Origin of the sequence: Streptomyces sp. NPDC026092, from assembly GCF_040638605.1 — a bacterium.
In the GTDB taxonomy this organism is placed as follows: Bacteria; Actinomycetota; Actinomycetes; order Streptomycetales; family Streptomycetaceae; genus Streptomyces.
The window spans coordinates 227,264-243,674 of sequence record NZ_JBEZYN010000012.1 but is presented as its reverse complement, the minus strand read 5'-3'; the positions used below and the strand labels follow the sequence as shown (position 1 = coordinate 243,674).

The 16,411-nt window shown below is 71.9% G+C and carries 14 protein-coding genes and 1 pseudogene; 8 read left to right on the top strand and 7 right to left on the bottom strand.

Annotated features, from left to right (window positions below; all coding sequences use genetic code 11):
- Nucleotides 1-249: 249 nt before the first annotated feature.
- A complete protein-coding gene (locus AB0F56_RS21555; RefSeq protein ID WP_362011972.1) occupies nt 250-747 on the top strand; it encodes a hypothetical protein in 498 nt (165 codons plus the stop codon).
- A gap of 74 nt (nt 748-821) precedes the next feature.
- Here AB0F56_RS21555 and AB0F56_RS21550 read toward each other — a convergent pair whose 3' ends face one another.
- From AB0F56_RS21550 to AB0F56_RS21530, 5 genes are read right to left on the bottom strand one after another with little or no spacing between them, the layout of a single operon-like run.
- On the bottom strand, nt 822-2,132 hold the full coding sequence (locus tag AB0F56_RS21550; protein ID WP_362011969.1) for a DUF58 domain-containing protein: 1,311 nt from the start codon (nt 2,130-2,132) through the stop codon (nt 822-824).
- Between the two features lie 12 nt (nt 2,133-2,144).
- The gene (locus tag AB0F56_RS21545) at nt 2,145-3,128 is read right to left on the bottom strand and encodes a MoxR family ATPase (protein ID WP_362011966.1); all 984 of its coding nucleotides are present in this window, start codon (nt 3,126-3,128) and stop codon (nt 2,145-2,147) included.
- Nucleotides 3,125-4,336 carry a DUF4350 domain-containing protein gene (locus AB0F56_RS21540; protein ID WP_362011963.1) on the bottom strand — a complete coding sequence of 404 codons (1,212 nt, stop codon included), beginning with the start codon at nt 4,334-4,336 and terminating at the stop codon, nt 3,125-3,127. The genes AB0F56_RS21545 and AB0F56_RS21540 overlap by 4 nt, the downstream gene beginning before the upstream one ends.
- On the bottom strand, nt 4,333-5,016 hold the full coding sequence (locus AB0F56_RS21535) for a DUF4129 domain-containing protein (protein ID WP_362011960.1): 684 nt from the start codon (nt 5,014-5,016) through the stop codon (nt 4,333-4,335). The genes AB0F56_RS21540 and AB0F56_RS21535 overlap by 4 nt, the downstream gene beginning before the upstream one ends.
- Nucleotides 5,017-5,020: 4 nt before the next feature.
- Complete coding sequence (locus tag AB0F56_RS21530) at nt 5,021-6,247, bottom strand: hypothetical protein (protein WP_362011957.1); 1,227 nt, start codon at nt 6,245-6,247, stop codon at nt 5,021-5,023.
- A gap of 476 nt (nt 6,248-6,723) precedes the next feature.
- Between AB0F56_RS21530 and mtrA the strand changes: the two genes are divergently transcribed.
- The 7 genes and pseudogenes from mtrA to AB0F56_RS21495 form a co-directional block, all read left to right on the top strand.
- Nucleotides 6,724-7,401, top strand: a complete 678-nt coding sequence (gene mtrA, locus AB0F56_RS21525; protein WP_362011954.1) for a two-component system response regulator MtrA — start codon at nt 6,724-6,726, stop codon at nt 7,399-7,401.
- Between the two features lies 1 nt (nt 7,402).
- Nucleotides 7,403-9,427, top strand: coding sequence for an MtrAB system histidine kinase MtrB (mtrB, locus tag AB0F56_RS21520; protein ID WP_362011951.1), 2,025 nt, complete (start codon nt 7,403-7,405; stop codon nt 9,425-9,427).
- A 79-nt stretch (nt 9,428-9,506) separates the two neighbouring features.
- Complete coding sequence (locus AB0F56_RS21515) at nt 9,507-11,279, top strand: LpqB family beta-propeller domain-containing protein (RefSeq protein ID WP_362012024.1); 1,773 nt, start codon at nt 9,507-9,509, stop codon at nt 11,277-11,279.
- 106 nt (nt 11,280-11,385) lie between these two features.
- Nucleotides 11,386-12,141 carry a ComF family protein gene (locus tag AB0F56_RS21510; RefSeq protein WP_362011948.1) on the top strand — a complete coding sequence of 252 codons (756 nt, stop codon included), beginning with the start codon at nt 11,386-11,388 and terminating at the stop codon, nt 12,139-12,141.
- 290 nt (nt 12,142-12,431) lie between these two features.
- On the top strand, nt 12,432-13,163 hold the full coding sequence (raiA, locus tag AB0F56_RS21505) for a ribosome-associated translation inhibitor RaiA (protein WP_362011945.1): 732 nt from the start codon (nt 12,432-12,434) through the stop codon (nt 13,161-13,163).
- 237 nt (nt 13,164-13,400) lie between these two features.
- Nucleotides 13,401-14,135 (top strand): response regulator transcription factor, encoded by a 735-nt coding sequence (locus AB0F56_RS21500; protein WP_362012021.1) that lies wholly within the window; start codon nt 13,401-13,403, stop codon nt 14,133-14,135.
- Between the two features lie 62 nt (nt 14,136-14,197).
- Nucleotides 14,198-14,314, top strand: a pseudogene (locus AB0F56_RS21495) (LuxR C-terminal-related transcriptional regulator); the annotation flags it as partial.
- Here AB0F56_RS21495 and AB0F56_RS21490 read toward each other — a convergent pair.
- Nucleotides 14,307-15,470 (bottom strand): crosslink repair DNA glycosylase YcaQ family protein, encoded by a 1,164-nt coding sequence (locus tag AB0F56_RS21490; RefSeq protein WP_362011943.1) that lies wholly within the window; start codon nt 15,468-15,470, stop codon nt 14,307-14,309. The pseudogene AB0F56_RS21495 and the gene AB0F56_RS21490 overlap by 8 nt on opposite strands.
- Nucleotides 15,471-15,559: 89 nt before the next feature.
- The gene (locus AB0F56_RS21485) at nt 15,560-16,153 is read right to left on the bottom strand and encodes a GNAT family N-acetyltransferase (RefSeq protein WP_362011941.1); all 594 of its coding nucleotides are present in this window, start codon (nt 16,151-16,153) and stop codon (nt 15,560-15,562) included.
- Between the last annotated feature and the right edge of the window lie 258 nt (nt 16,154-16,411).

The window sequence follows — 16,411 nt, the reverse complement described above, 5'->3', positions numbered from 1 at the left end:
GATGGTACTGCAGGGGGGACCCTGTGGGAGAGTAGGACGCCGCCGAACAATTTTTAGCCTCAACCCCCGGACCTTGTCCGGGGGTTGAGGCATTTCTGCGTTCAGGCTGTTTTCGGCCAATGATTGATGTGGTCATGACATGTCAGGCCCGCTGTGTCACCCTCGTGGCGCACTCCGAACCCGGGCGGCTCACCCAGCGGCCTGGGTTCCCCCCCACCCACAGTGCTGTGGCAAGGAGGAGCGACCGACATGAAGTACACCCCCTTACTGTCCGGATTGACCGCGCTGGTGATCGCGGCCGGCATCGGTGCTTCCACGACGGCGTATGCCGACGCCGCCGACCTCAAGGTCGACGGCGTCATCGTCGTCTCGGGGAACACCTGCAGCTGGACCAATGCCAGTTCCAGTGCCAATCCGCCGAGCGCGCTCACCGTCGACCGGGCCACGATCAACAAGCCCGGCGGCAATCTGACCTGCGGCGGCGGTATCTCCGCCTCGCTCAACAACAACCCGGCCTTCACCTTCGACGACACCGCCGGTACCGCGCGGACCGACGTCATCGACATCACCGGGCAGCAGTCGTTCGTCTCCTGTCGCTACAAGGCGACGAACATCGTCTGGAACCGTGACGGGTCGACCAGGAAGTACGTGAACACGCCGTTCACGGCCAGCAAGGTCTCGGGCTCGTTCCTGTGCCCGGGGTCCTTCAGTGCCGCGGCCGGAGAGGCCTCCGTCGTGTTCCGTTGATCCGGGCAGGTGAACCACGCTTGATCGGTGGCCGGTGCGGGTTCTTCTCCGCGCCGGCCACCGGTCCGTGTGGCTCAGAGGCGGCCGGCGGCCTTCAGGGCCAGGTAGGCGTCGGCCAGGGCCGGGGCCAGGTTGTCGGGGGTGGCGTCGACGACCGTGACGCCGTGGCGGCGGAGCTGGTCCGCAGTGCGGTGGCGCTGGGCCTGGGTCTGCGTGGCGGCCGCGGCTTCGTAGACGCCGTCGATCGTGCCGCGGTGGGTGGTCATCTCGTCGGTGCGCGGGTCCGTGACCGAGGCCAGGAGGACCGTGTGGCGCTGGGTGAGCTGAGGCAGCACCGGGAGGAGGCCCTCCTCGATCGGGGCCGCGTCGAGGCTGGTGAGGAGGACGAGGAGCGAGCGGCGTGGGGCTCGGGCCAGGGCCGTCGCCGCGAGGGCGCGGGCGTCCGTCTCCACGAGCTCCGGCTCCAGTGGGGCCAGCGCGTTGACCACGGCGGGCAGGACGTCGCCGGCGGAGCGGCCCTGGACCTGGGCGCGGAGGCGGCGGTCGTAGGCCAGGAGGTCGACGCGGTCGCCGGCGCGTGAGGCGAGGGCGGTGAGGAGCAGGGTGGCGTCCATCGCGGCGTCGAGGCGGGGGACGTCTCCGACGCGGCCGGCCGAGGTGCGGCCGGTGTCGAGGACGATCAGGATGTGTCGGTCGCGCTCGGGGCGCCAGGTGCGGACGGCGACGGTTGTCTGGCGTGCGGTGGCCCGCCAGTCGATGGAGCGGGTGTCGTCACCGGGGACGTACTCGCGGAGGCTGTCGAACTCCGTGCCCTCGCCGCGGGTGAGGACGCTGGTGCGGCCGTCGAGCTCGCGGAGGCGGGCCAGTCGGGACGGCAGGTGCTTGCGGCTCGTGAACGGGGGCAGGACGCGGAGCGTCCACGGCACGGTGTGGTTGCCCTGCCGGGCGGACAGGCCGAGGGGGCCGTAGGAGCGGACGGTGACGCGGGCGGCGTGGCGGTCGCCTCGCCGGGTGGGGCGGAGGGACGTCGTGAGGCGGCGGCGCTCGCCCGCGGGGACGGTCAACTTCTGGCGTGAAGCGGCCTGTTCGGTGCCGGGGAGCCAGCTGCTGGGCGGCCAGGCGTCGCGGAGTTGGGCGCGGAGGCGGCGGCGGGACGGGTTGGTGACCGTGAGCTGGACCTCGGCGCCGTCACCCAGTCGAACTGTTGTGTCACCACTTCGGGTGAACCGCAGCGTTCGCACTGGCGCGGCCATCGCGTAGTCGCACAGAATTGCGAGTGCGAGGGGTGCGTTCACCGCGAGCATCCCCGTCCAACTGGGGGCGAGGAGGCCGACGGGGAGGGAGCCGAGGGCGGCGAGCAGTGCGGTTCGTCCGGTGAGGGCCATGGGGCGCCGTTCTCAGCGGGGTACGGGGACGTGGGCGAGGATCGAGTTGATGACGGAGTCGGCGGTGACGCCCTCCATCTCGGCCTCCGGGCGCAGTTGGACCCGGTGGCGGAGGGTGGGGAGCGCGAGGGCCTTCACATCGTCGGGGGTGACGTAGTCCCGGCCGGTGAGCCAGGCCCAGGCGCGGGCGGTGGAGAGCAGGGCGGTGGCACCTCGGGGGGAGACGCCGAGGGTGAGCGAGGGGGATTCACGCGTGGCACGACAGATATCGACGACATAGCCGGCGATCTCGGGGCTGACCGAGGTCTTGGCGACGGCATCGCGGGCGGCCTCGAGTTCGGCGGGGCCGGCGACCGGTCGGACTCCGGCGGCCTTGAGGTCGCGGGGGTCGAAGCCGTTCGCGTGCCGGGTCAGGACGTTGATCTCGTCGTCCCGGGAGGGCAGCGGGACCGTCAGCTTCAGCAGGAAGCGGTCCAGTTGGGCCTCGGGGAGGGGGTAGGTGCCCTCGTACTCGACCGGGTTCTGGGTCGCGGCGACGAGGAACGGGTCCGGGAGGGGACGGGGGGTTCCGTCGACGGTGACCTGACGCTCCTCCATGGCCTCCAGGAGGGAGGACTGGGTCTTGGGGGGCGTGCGGTTGATCTCGTCGGCGAGCAGCAGGTTGGTGAAGACCGGGCCCGGCTGGAAGGAGAACTCGGCGGAGCGGGAGTCGTAGACGAGTGAGCCGGTGACATCGCTCGGCATCAGATCGGGGGTGAACTGGACGCGCTTGGTATCGAGTTCGAGCGCGGCCGCGAGCGCGCGGACCAGCAGCGTCTTGGCGACGCCGGGGACTCCTTCGAGGAGGACGTGGCCCCGGCACAGGAGGGCGACGACGAGTCCGGTGACGGCGGGGTCCTGGCCGACCACGGCCTTCCCGATCTCGGTGCGCAGGGCCTCCAGGGAGGCGCGGGCGCTGTCCGAGGTCGTAGCGGTCTCGGGGGTCGGGGCGCTCATGAGGTGCGTATCTCTCTTTCGAGGGCGTCGAGTTGGTCAGCCAGGCGGATGAGTGCGGCGTCGTCGGCGGGAGCCGGGCCGAAGAGCAGGTCCCTGGGGTCCGCGCCGGTTCCGGGGAGCCTGGTGGAGAGCGCGGGGAGCAGGGTCTCGGGGGAGTGGGCGTCCTGGGCGGCGACGCCCAGGAGCGGGGCGATCCGGGTGCGGGTCGCGGTGCGCAGGACGGCGGCGGCGCGGTCGCGGGCGTTGGCCTTGCGGTAGAGGCGGGCGCGGCCCTCGGTGGCTTCGGAAGCGCGGATGGCGACCGGGAGGGGTTCGGTCACCAGGGGGCCGAGGCGGCGGCCTCGCCAGACGGCGGCGAGGACGGCGGCCAGGGCGAGTTGGAGCGCGCCCCAGAGCCAGCCCGAGGGGACGAGCGAGAAGAAGCTGTCGGTGGTGCTGTCGGGGGACTCGCCCTCGGGGGTGCCCTCGGTGGCGGAAGGGTCCGAGAGGGAGGGGAGGTACCAGAGGAGATGCGGGCGGGAGCCGAGGAGTTGCAGGGCGAGCGAGGCGTTGCCCTGCTTGTCGAGACGCTCGTTGGTGAGGAGGTCGGCGGAGCCGAGGAGGACGGTGTCACCGCCTCCGGCGGTCGGCAGGGCGACGAGGGTGGGGCGGTCTTCGACGGGGTAGCAGGTGGTCGCGTCGTCGACGGCAGTGGAGTAGCGCTCGCCGCCGAGGTCGACGCTGCCGGCGCGGACGGCGGCGGGAAGAGCGCAGTGCGGCTCGCGGGCCTTCACCGAGGTGCTGGGGGCCGTCGTGACGCCCGGGGCGAGGGTGCCGAGGGAGGCGGCCCCGGCGCCGACGAGGACGGTGCGGCCACCGGAGGCGGTCATGGCCCGGTGCAGGGTGAACTGCTGATGGTTGGTCAGCAGGTCCGGTGTGGCGACCAGGAGGGTGCTGTCGGCTCCGGCGGCGCCGGTGGCCTCGTCGAGGGTGGTGACCACCTGGAGGGTGACGCCCTGGGCCTTGAGGAGCTCGGCGACGGCGCGGCTGCCGTTGGGGTCGGCGGAGCGCGGGTCGAGGTGGCCGTGGTGGTCGGCGGAGCGCACGGTCGCCAGGACGATGCCGCCGATGAGGACCAGGGCGAGCAGGACGAGCACGCCGCGGGCCCGGGTCCAGATCTGGCGGGGTGCGAGCGAGGTCGAGGTGGTGCTGGTGCCGGGCCGGCTCATGCGGGCGCCCCCGCGGTGTCGAGGGTCGGCCTGGTCCGCTCCAGGGAGGTGTCCAGGTCCTCGATGCGGCGGTACGCGGGCTCGTCGGCGGTGCGGCCGCCGTACGTGACGTCGTCGAAGGAGCGGGCCGCGGCGCGGAGTTCGTCGGTGTGGGCGGGCAGGGTGCGGGCGGCTTCGGCGGCGGCCTCGTCGGCGGTGCGGCCGGGGCGCGGGTCGAGCAGGGTGCGCTCCTCCAGGGAGCGGACGATGGCCCGCATCCGTTCCTGGACGGCCTCGTTCCAGCGGCCGCCGGCGGCGTGCCGGGCGGCGGCCGTCCGGTGGTCGTCGGCGGTGCGGGGGCCGTCCTCGAAGAGGGAGTCCCCGGTGGCGGGGGTGCGTCGGGGGGTGCCGAGGCGCCACCAGAGCGCGCCGACCAGGGCGAGCACGACCACGACGATCGCGACGAGTCCGAGCAGGCCGCCCGGGGTCGCGCTCGAGGCCGCGTCCAAGAGGCCACCGACCCATTCCCAGAAGCGGTTGAGGCCGCGTTCGAGGAGGCTGGGGTCGTTCTCGTGGTACATCGGCTTGGACAGTTCCCGCTCCGCCGCCTCCTGGGCGGGGACGCGGGGAAGGTCCACCGGTATGTCGTCGGTGGCCAGGAGCGGCCGCCGCGTCGTGATCGTGCCCCCCGTTTCGATCACCCCGTCAGCTCCCGCCGGCCGGGTCGCCGGGGGCGGGTCCGTAGCCGGGGACACCGGCGGCGCGGGCGAGTTCGAGGTCCAGGGCTTCGCGGCGGATGCGCTGGTCGACGTAGAGGAGGACGGTCACGCCCGCCGAGATGGGGTACGTGATCGCGTTGATGAGGATGCCGCCGATGCCGTTGATGATCAGGAACGGCCAGCCGAACTCGGGGGTGGAGCCCGAGAGCAGGCTGTCGAAGCCGCCGCCGTCGACGGCGTACGCGATGATCGCGAACGGGACGGCGACGATCATCGCGACGATGAAGAGGATCAGCTGCGTCAGCAGCGTGATGCCGAAGATCCGCCACCAGGAGCCCTGGACCAGCTTGGCGGAGCGCTTCAGCGAGGTGATGACGCCCTGCCGTTCCAGCATCAGGGCCGGGGAGGCCAGGCTGAAGCGGACCATCAGCCAGATCACGAGCACCAGGCCGCCCAGCGCGCCGAGGGCGACGAGTGCCCCGCCGGCCACGGAGCCGACGAGGAGGCCGGGCAGCAGGGCGACGAACATGATGCCCGCGCTCATCAGCGGCAGGAGAAGGGTCAGCCCGCAGAGCTGGAGGAGCCGGGGCCGGGCCTCCCGCCAGGCGTCGCCGAGGGAGACCGGGCGGCCGAGGACCGCGCGGCTGATAACCACGGTGAGCAGCGCGGCGCTGACCAGGGTGGCCATGATGAGGATGAGGAGCGCAGGGATCGAGGCGATCAGGCTCGTCTGCAGGGAGTCGCCGAGCTGGGCGAGGGCCTCGTCCGGGGTCGCGTCCGGGTTCAACTCGGGCGGCGTCGGGGCGAGGAAGCGCTGGACGAGTATGTCGGCGGTCTGGGAGATCACCGCGACCGTGACCGTGATCGTGAGGACGGTGCGCCAGTAGGTACGCATCGTCGACACCGCGCCGTCGAGGATCTCGCCCATGCCCAGGGGGCGCAGCGGGATCACACCGGGCTTGGCGGCCGGGGGCTTGCCCCAGTTGCCGTACGGCGGCGGGCCGCCCCAGCCCGGGCCGGGCTGGGGGCCGTGCGCCTGGCCGGGGATCGGGGCGGTCGGCGGGGACCACTGTCCGGCGGGCGGCTGGTCCTTGGACCACTGGGGGGCGGAGTCGTTCACGTCACCGGGCGCAGTGGGCCGGGGGACCCCGGAACCGTCCTGGCCGTCGGAGGGAGCGGATCCGGGCGAAGTCCAGCCCGGAGTGTCGTTCACGGTCGTCCACCTCGAGGAAGGGTCGCGGGGCGGCCGGCTCGGCGAGCCGGCACGGTCACAGTGGCCGTTCCCCTCACGGGGCGGCGGGCCGTGAGCCATCGTGCCACGAGGGGCCCGTCGGTGGGCGAGGGCCTTGTATCACGTGCGTACGCCCATCGTCTGCGCCGCTCGGGGCGACCGGGCGCAGAACGGGCGGATGGATGCTCAGGGGGGACAAACCGGGGTGGCCGGCGGGTCGGGTCCTGGTGTCGAGGAGCGGGCCGTGGTGCGGGCGGAGTCGTTCCCGTGGGCCGAGTGGGGCCGCTCAGGGTACGGTTCAGCACGGCTGACGGGGGCTACGGGGGTGACATCCGTGTCTGATTTCGACACCCACAGGCACCGACCGTCCACGGTGGGTATCCGGGGACGTCGCCGCAGGTCAGTGAGGTATCTCACCAGCCGCCTTGAGACTGATACGGAAATGGGATGATGTCGATATGAAGGGACGCGTTCTCGTCGTCGACGACGACACCGCACTGGCCGAGATGCTCGGCATCGTGCTGCGGGGTGAAGGGTTCGAGCCGTCGTTCGTCGCGGACGGTGACAAGGCGCTCGCCGTATTCCGCGAGGTCAAGCCGGACCTGGTGCTGCTGGACCTGATGCTGCCCGGAAGGGACGGCATCGAGGTGTGCCGGCTCATCAGGGCCGAGTCCGGCGTGCCCATCGTCATGCTGACGGCCAAGAGCGACACCGTCGACGTCGTCGTCGGGCTCGAGTCCGGGGCCGACGACTACATCGTCAAGCCGTTCAAGCCGAAGGAGCTCGTCGCCCGGATCCGGGCGCGGCTGCGGAGGTCTGAGGAGCCCGCGCCCGAGCAGCTCGCCATCGGCGATCTGGTCATCGACGTGGCAGGGCACTCGGTGAAGCGGGACGGGCAGTCCATCGCCCTGACGCCGCTCGAGTTCGACCTGCTCGTCGCGCTTGCGCGCAAGCCGTGGCAGGTGTTCACCCGCGAGGTCCTGCTCGAGCAGGTCTGGGGCTACCGCCACGCGGCCGACACCCGACTGGTGAACGTGCACGTCCAGCGGCTGCGCTCGAAGGTCGAGAAGGACCCGGAGCGGCCCGAGATCGTCGTGACCGTCCGAGGCGTCGGGTACAAGGCGGGGCCGAGCTGACATGAGTAAGGGCAGTACTGCTCCTGAGGCCGGGGACCGAGGAGTCCGGTCGGGGCGGGCTGCCGGACCGGGGCGGGGGGGCTCGCGTTTCGGCCGTCTGCTCCAGGACGGGGCGCCGGGTGGCTCGGCGCTCCGGCTCCTCGCGCGCTGGGTACGTCGTCCGCTGCTGCCCGCCGTACGGCTGTGGCGGCGGAACATCCAGCTGCGGGTCGTCGCGGGCACCCTGCTGATGTCGCTCGGCGTGGTGCTGCTGCTCGGCCTGGTCGTCATCGGCCAGGTCCGCAACGGGCTCCTCGACGCCAAGGAGAAGGCCGCCCAGAGCCAGGCCGCCGGCGGGTTCTCCGCCGCCCAGGACAAGGCGGCGACCACGCCGTCGGGGCCGGGCGGGCAGGAGGGCGGCCGGGCCGGTTCCTCGCTCACCTGGCGCTCCACGCTGGTCGAGCAGCTCGCCAGTGGTGGCCAGAGCGCGTTCAACGTGGTCGCGCTCTCCCTGGAGGACTCCGACGGGCCCGCCAGCCGGGGCGCGCGCGCCTCCGGCGAGGTCGACCCGGCCACGAGCATCCCCACCGACCTGCGGCACTCCGTCGCCCAGGGCGCGGGCACCTTCCAGACGTACGCCCGGATCCACTACACCAACGGCAAGGGCTCCGAGCCGGGGCTCGTGGTCGGCAAGCGGCTCAACGACGCCGAGGGCACCCAGTACGAGCTGTACTACCTCTTCCCGCTGACGCAGGAGGAGGACTCCCTCACCCTGGTCAAGGGCACGCTGGCGACGGCCGGGCTGTTCGTGGTGGTCCTCCTCGGGGCCATCGCCTGGCTCGTGGTGCGCCAGATCGTCACCCCCGTGCGGATGGCGGCCGGGGTCGCCGAGCGGCTGTCTGCCGGGCGTCTGCAGGAGCGGATGAAGGTCACCGGCGAGGACGACATCGCCCGCCTCGGTGAGGCCTTCAACAAGATGGCGCAGAACCTCCAGCTGAAGATCCAGCAGCTGGAGGAGCTCTCGCGGATGCAGCGGCGGTTCGTCTCGGACGTGTCGCACGAGCTGCGGACCCCGCTGACGACGGTACGGATGGCGGCCGACGTCATCCACGAGGCGCGCGTGGACTTCGATCCGGTCACCGCGCGCTCCGCCGAGCTGCTCGGCGACCAGCTCGACCGGTTCGAGTCGCTGCTCTCCGATCTGCTGGAGATCAGCCGCTTCGACGCGGGCGCGGCGGCCCTGGAGGCCGAGCCGATAGACCTGCGTCAGGTCGTACGGCGGGTGATCGGCGGCGCCGAGCCGCTCGCCGAGCGCAAGGGCGGCCGGATCGTGGTCGTCGGCGACGAGCAGCCGGTCGTGGCCGAGGCGGACGCCCGCCGGGTCGAGCGGGTGCTGCGCAACCTGGTGGTCAACGCGGTCGAGCACGGCGAGGGCCAGGACGTCGTCGTCAAGCTGGCCTCCGCCGGCGGGGCCGTCGCGATCGCCGTACGGGACTACGGCGTGGGCCTCAAGCCGGGCGAGGCGACCCGGGTGTTCAACCGGTTCTGGCGGGCCGACCCGGCACGCGCGCGTACCACCGGCGGGACGGGCCTCGGCCTGTCCATCGCGGTCGAGGACGCGCGGCTGCACGGCGGCTGGCTGCAGGCCTGGGGCGAGCCCGGCGGCGGCTCGCAGTTCCGGCTCACGCTGCCGCGCACCGCGGACGAGCCGCTGCGCGGCTCCCCGATCCCGCTGGAGCCGGAGGACTCCCGGCGCAACCGGGAGCAGGCCAAGGCCCGCCCCGGTGGCCCGGGGCAGTCTCAGGGGGAGACGCGGGTGAGCGGGACGCACCAGAGCCAGGTGTCGCTGCCGGTGCAGCCGGTGGGAGACCGTCCTGCCCTGCCCGTACCGCCGCGTGTGCCGCCGGCGGCGCGGGCGACGGTGGATCCGACGGCGTTGCCGGGCAGTGGTGCCCGGGTGGTCGCGCGGGCGGCGGCCGAGGCCGACAGCGGTGAGGCGATGGCGTCGACGCACGCCGAGGGGGAGGACGGGACACGTGGGCGCTGACTTCCGAGGAGGGCGGAAGACGGCCAGGTCGAGCGTGCTGCTCGCGTGCGGCGGGCTGCTGGCGGCCGGGTGCGCGACGATGCCCGACACCGGGGACGTACGGCCGGTGAAGGCGTCCAACCCGGGCGACTCCCAGGTCCGTGTCTACGCGGTGCAGCCGCGCGAGAACGCCGAGCCCGACGAGATCGTCGACGGCTTCCTCGAGGCCATGACCAGTGACGATCCGGGGTTCGCGACGGCCAAGAAGTACCTGACGAAGCAGGCCGCGAAGAACTGGAAGCCGGAGCAGAGCATCAACGTGCTCACCACCGCGCCGGACCGTGAGCAGGCCGACCGGCTCGCCGACCCCGAGACGCAGGGACGGTCGTATCCGATCCGCGGCCGGCAGGTCGCGACCGTGGACGCCCGGCACGCCTACCAGCCGAGGAAGCCCACCGAGTACCGGGACTTCATCCACGTCGTGCAGCAGCCCGCCGCCGACGGCAAGGGCAAGGAGTGGCGCATCGACCACCTGCCCCCCGGACTGGTGCTCAGCGAGGCCGACTTCCAGCGGAACTACCGCTCCGTCAATACGTACTACTTCGCCTCCGGTGAGGACTGGGTCGTCGCCGACCCGGTCTACATCCGGCAGCGGCAGGACCCGGTGACCCGGATGGATCCGGTGACGCAGACCGTCAAGGCGCTCCTTGAGGGGCCGACGAACTGGCTGCAGCCGGCCGTCGACTCGCGTTTCCCGTCCGGTACGCGGCTGAAGGAGGGCGTCACCACGCTGGCTACGGACGACCAGTCCACGCTGAAGGTGCCGCTCAACTCCAAGGCCGACCGGGTGGGCGGGGAGGTCTGCCGCGAGATGGCGGCCCAGCTGCTGTTCACCCTGGGTGATCTGACGTCCGTACGGGTCGAACAGGTGGAGCTGCAGCGGGGTTCCGACGGCGGCCGGCTGTGCGTGCTGTCCAAGGCGCAGGCCGAGGAGTTCGCCCCGGTGCGCGACTCGGGGCGGGCGGAGAACCCGTTCTTCGTCGCCGAGGACGGCACGCTCAAGACGCTGCCGGTCGGCGGCAAGGAGGACGCGCAGGCCGACGCGACGCTCGGGCCGTTCGGCAAGGGCGCGACGCCGCTGCGGTCGGTCGCCGTCGACCGTGACGAGAGCCGGGCGGCCGGGGTCGGCAAGGACGGGCGGGATCTGCGCGTGGCGTCGATCCTCTCCGACCACGAGCTGCGGCCCCCGCTGCTGTCGAGCACCGCGGACCGGCCCGAGGACCGGCTGTCCGCGCCGAGCTGGGACGGCCGCGGCGACCTGTGGGTCGCGGACCGCGACCCGGCCGACCCGAAGCTGTGGACGGTGCCAGACGGAGAGGGCACACCCGTCGAGGTACGGGCGCCCTGGCTGACCGGCGGCGCGCGCGTGGAGTCGCTGCGGGTCTCCGCGGACGGCGTGCGGATCGCCCTGCTCCTGAAGGAGAAGGACGGCCGGACGACCCTGAAGATCGGGCGGGTCGAGCGCGAGGGCGACGCGACACGGCCGACGGTCTCGGTCGTGGACCTGCAGGCCGTGGCGCCGCGCATGGAGACGGTCACGGCCGTGTCCTGGGCCGGCCCGAGCCGGCTCGTGGTGGTCGGCAAGGAGTCCGGTGGCGTCCAGCAGGTGCGGTACATCCAGACCGACGGCGCGACGTCGACGGCCTCGGTGCTGCCGGGCCTCAACGGGGTGACGGCGGTCGCCGCCCCCAACGACGACAAGGCGCCGGTCGTCGCGTACTCCGGCAACGACGGGATCGTGCGGCTCATGCCGGGCGCGAACTGGCAGCGGCTGGTCAAGATCGCGGGTAAGTCGCCGGTCTACCCGGGGTAGCAGCCGTGCCGCCCCCCCCGGGGCGCTATCCGGTGGTTGTCCGGCGTCGTCCCGGTGGTTGTCCACAGGGGTGGCCGGGTGGGTTCCGCAGGAGGACAGTGGAGCCATGCGGGGGTGGTGGCGCGAGATCGCCGGGCTGGTGCTGCCGGTCGCCTGCGGAGGCTGCGGCAGGCCTCGTACGGAGTTGTGCCCGCCGTGCCAGGACGAGCTGAGCGGCCCGGAGCCGCGCCGGGTCAGGCCCCTGCCCGAGCCGGCCGGACTGCCGGTGGTGCATGCCGCCGCGCCCTACGCCGACGCCGTACGGTCCGTGCTGCTCGCCCACAAGGAACGCGGTGCGCTCTGGCTCGCCGAACCCCTCGGCGGCGCGCTCGCGGGTGCCGTGGAGGCGGCTGCCGGGCGCTGTGACGGCCCGGGGGCCGGCCCCCTTCTCCTCGTACCGGTGCCGTCCTCCCGGCGCTCGGTGCGGGCGCGTGGCCACGATCCGACCCGGCGCCTGGCGCTGGCCGCGGCGGGGCGGCTGCGCCGTCGGGGGCGGGCCGCTCGGGTGATTCCGGTACTGCGCCAGCGCCGTGCCGTCGCCGACCAGTCGGGGCTCGGCGCCGCCGGGCGGTTCGCCAATCTGGCCGGGGCGCTGGAGGTCGTCGCGGGCGGCGCGCGGCTCATCGAGCGGGGCCGGGTGGTCCTGGTCGACGATCTGATGACCACGGGTGCGTCGCTGGCGGAGGCGGCGCGGGCACTGAGTGCCGTACACCCGTCGTTCATTCCGGGGTTGAACGGAGGCGATGTGGATAGGGGATCGGTACGGCCGACGGCGGCGGTGGTCGCCTGTTCTCCGTCGTCGTTCGACGTACGTTCGACATAAACCGGAACTGCCCAAGGACTTGCATCGTTGCAGGTGGTGAGAGGTGAATACACCCGTACGGAGGTATGTGGCCGCAGCGGGTGCCGACACCCGACCGAACGAGCTATGTTCGGTTGTGAGGAGTGGCGAATGCTACGCCTCACCGAATGCACGGGTGCGCCTACAGGACAGGAGTTCAGGGCGAATTAACCTCAGGTTGGTGGGGTGGGGATCTTGCCGACTGGGGAGGAGGAGGTGAAAGTCGCCAAGTCCGAGGCTCCGGCATTCACCGGAGTCTGGTGCAAAGGGAGATGCTCAGTGGCGTAGGAGCCGATCTGAGCGATCCGGGAACGGAGTTCTGCGTGGACATCGTCGTCAAGGGCCGCAAGACCGAGGTGCCCGAGCGGTTCCGCAAGCACGTGGCCGAGAAGCTGAAGCTGGAGAAGATCCAGAAGCTCGACGGCAAGGTGATCAGCCTCGACGTCGAGGTCTCCAAGGAGCACAACCCGCGGCAGGCCGACCGGTCCGACCGTGTGGAGATCACCGTCCATTCCCGAGGCCCGGTGATCCGGGCCGAAGCTGCGGCAGGCGACCCGTACGCAGCCCTCGACCTCGCCCACGGCAAGCTCGAGGCGCGACTGCGCAAGCAGCACGACAAGCGGTACACCCGCCGCGGCAACGGCCGTCTGTCGGCCGCGGAGGTCGCCGACGTGGTGCCGGGTGTCGCCCAGCTCAACGGCAACGGCCAGCTGGTCGCAGAGGAGTCCGGCGCCGTGCCCACCACGATGATGGGCTCCATCGAAGTGCAGGGCGAAGGGCCCCTGGTGGTCCGCGAGAAGACGCACGCGGCCGCCCCGATGACCCTCGACCAGGCGCTCTACGAGATGGAACTCGTCGGACACGACTTCTATCTGTTCGTCGACTCCGACACGAAGCAGCCGAGTGTCGTCTACCGGCGACACGCGTACGACTACGGCGTGATCCACCTGGAGAGCGACCCGCTCGCCGAAGGTGGCGGCGCCGGCGGTGCCCTCGGCGGCTGACCCGCAGCCCGCAGGCACCCCACCCCACACCTACAACTGTCCGTCTCGGTGCCCCTGGAGCGCCCCATGCGCCCCCAGGGGCACCCCCGTGCAACCACGGGATCGCCGCGTTGTCGCCCGGGCATGAAATCATGGCGTGCACGCCAACCGGTGCTCCAAGAGCAGCGGTTGGAGGACCGAACACGAATTCAGGCCATGGACTCAGGGGGAGGAACGATGGCGGACAGCTTCGGGCCGGTGCACAGCGGGCGAGAGTCCGATGGCGCGGCCTTCCCCGGGGGTTCGGATTCGGCCAGCGGGGACTCCCGCAAAGAGCCGATCCGGGTCCTTGTGGTGGACGACCATGCCCTCTTTCGCCGGGGTCTGGAGATCGTCCTCGCCCAGGAGGAGGACATCCAGGTCGTCGGAGAGGCGGGCGACGGGGCCGAGGCGGTCGACAAAGCCGCGGATTTGCTGCCCGACATCGTGCTGATGGATGTGCGGATGCCGAAACGCGGTGGCATCGAGGCCTGTACGTCCATCAAGGAGGTGGCCCCCAGCGCGAAGATCATCATGCTGACGATCAGCGACGAGGAGGCCGATCTCTACGACGCGATCAAGGCGGGCGCGACCGGCTATCTCCTGAAGGAGATCTCCACGGACGAGGTCGCCACGGCGATTCGCGCGGTGGCCGACGGCCAGTCGCAGATCTCCCCCTCGATGGCGTCCAAGCTCCTCACCGAGTTCAAGTCGATGATCCAGCGGACCGACGAGCGCCGGCTCGTGCCCGCGCCCCGGCTGACCGACCGCGAGCTGGAGGTGCTGAAGCTCGTCGCGACCGGGATGAACAACCGGGACATCGCGAAGGAACTCTTCATCTCCGAGAACACGGTGAAGAACCACGTCCGGAACATCCTGGAGAAGCTGCAGCTGCACTCCAGGATGGAGGCCGTGGTCTACGCGATGCGGGAGAAGATCCTCGAGATCAGGTGAGGGGCCGCTGCTGGAGCGCCCTGCCGCTGGGGGTCCGGGGGTTATCCCCCGGGAGATGCAGTATCTCCGAGAACACGGTGAAGAACCACGTCCGGAACATCCTGGAGAAGCTGCAGCTGCACTCCAGGATGGAGGCCGTGGTCTACGCGATGCGGGAGAAGATCCTCGAGATCAGGTGAGGGCGGCGGTCAGGGCCTCGGCGACGGCCGGGGTGTCCGTGCGCTCGATCCGTACCGCGTCGCAGCCCACCCACTCGGCCGCCTCGCGCAGCGCCTGAGCCATCGGCGCGACCGCCTTGGCGGACTCCAGGGACACCTGCCGGGCCACCAGCGTGCGGCCCTCGCGGGCCGGGTCCACCCGGCCGAGCAGCTTGCCGCCCGCGAGCAGCGGCATCGCGAAGTAGCCGTGCACCCGCTTCTGCTTCGGCACGTACGCCTCCAGGCGGTGCGTGAAGCCGAAGATCCGCTCCGTCCGCGCCCGCTCCCAGATCAGCGAGTCGAACGGCGACAGCAGCGTCGTACGGTGCCGGCCGCGCGGCTCGCTCGCCAGCGCCGCCGGGTCCGCCCAGGCCGGCTTGGACCAGCCCGCCACCGTGACCGGGACCAGACCCGAGGCCTCGACGACCGCGTCGAACTGCTCGCTCTTCAGCCGGTGGTAGTCGGCGATGTCCGCGCGCGTGCCCACGCCGAGCGCCTCACCCGCCTGCCGGATCAGCCGCCGGAGACACTCGGTGTCGTCCAGGTCGTCGTGGAGCACGGCGTCCGGGATCGCCCGCTCGGCCAGGTCGTAGACGCGCTTCCAGCCGCGCCGCTCGGTGCAGACCACCTCGCCGTACATCAGCGCCCGCTCGACGGCGATCTTCGACTCGGACCAGTCCCACCACTCGCCCTTGTTCTTCGCGCCGCCGAGCTCCGTCGCCGTCTGCGGGCCCTCGGAGCGCAGTTGCTTGATCACCGCGTCGTACGCGCCGTCGGGCAGGTCGTGGTACCACTGCGGGCGCGTGCGGTAGGCGCGGCGCCGGAAGGCGAAGAGCGGCCACTCCTCGACCGGAAGGATGCAGGCCGCGTGCGACCAGTACTCGAAGGCGTGGCTGTCGGTCCAGTACGCGTCCTCCACCGTCGTACGACCCACGGCGCCCAGGCGCGCGTACGGGATCAGCTCGTGCGAGCGGGCGAGGACGGAGATCGTGTCGAGCTGGACCTGCCCCAGGTGGCGCAGCACGCCCCGCACGCCCCCGCGGCGGTCGGGCGCGCCCAGGAAACCCTGGGCCCGCAGGGCGATCCGGCGGGCTTCGTCCGCGGACAGTTCGGCGACGGGCGGCGGCACAGTGGTCATGATCCGCACCCTAGACGGCGGCACTGACAGTCCGGCCTCGGACGGTGGAAAGGGCCGGGGACCGGCTGGGGAACCGACGGCGGAGCAGGCTACGGAACCGACGGCGGAGCGGCCTGCGGAGCCGGCAGGTACGGGAGCGGGCCCGGAAGGCCCAGGTCCGACGGGAGCAGCGAGCCCACCCAGGAGTCACGCAGGACGCCCTTGTTCGGCAGCGCGGCCCGCAGCACGCCCTCGATCCGGAAACCGGCCTTCTCGGCCGTGGCGAGCGAGCCCACGTTGCCGACCTCGGCCCGCCACTCCAGGCGCGTGCAGGCCAGGTCGGTGAACGCCCAGCGGGCGAGGGCGAGGACGGTCTCCGTCATGTAGCCGCGGCCCCGGTGCTCCTTGGCCGTCCAGAAGCCGACCTCCCAGCTGCCCGAGCGCGGGTGGTGGAGCGCGGCGGCGGCGAGCAGCGGGCCGCCCTGGTGGAGCCGTACGGCGAAGGAGTACTCGGTGTCGTCGCGCCAGCCGTCCGGGACGATCCGGTTGAGGAAGAACTCGGCGTCCTGACGCACATAGGGCGAGGGCACCGTCGTCCAGCGCTGGATGTCGGGGTCCTGGCAGTGGGCGAGGACCTCGTCGAGGTCCTCGGGCCTGAAGGTTTCCAGGGTCAGGCGGTCCGTGGTCAGTGTCGTCGGCTCCATGACGGAATTCTGGTCAGTGCGGGGGGTGACGGCGAGCGGTTTTCGTGTCCTGGGGAGGCAAACACTTTTCGGGTCGCGCGGCACCTTCGGCGCTTCTCGTGCGTTCTCATTCCGGGCAGCGGTGACGCTCCGGCCCTCGGGCCTCCCGGCACGGCGGCGGTCTCGCTTACGATGGCCGTTGCGGTGGGGACCACCTGCCGTGCCCGCGCCCGAGTCCATCACACGACCCAGTGCCAGGCCCGACCGGCAAGGAGACCA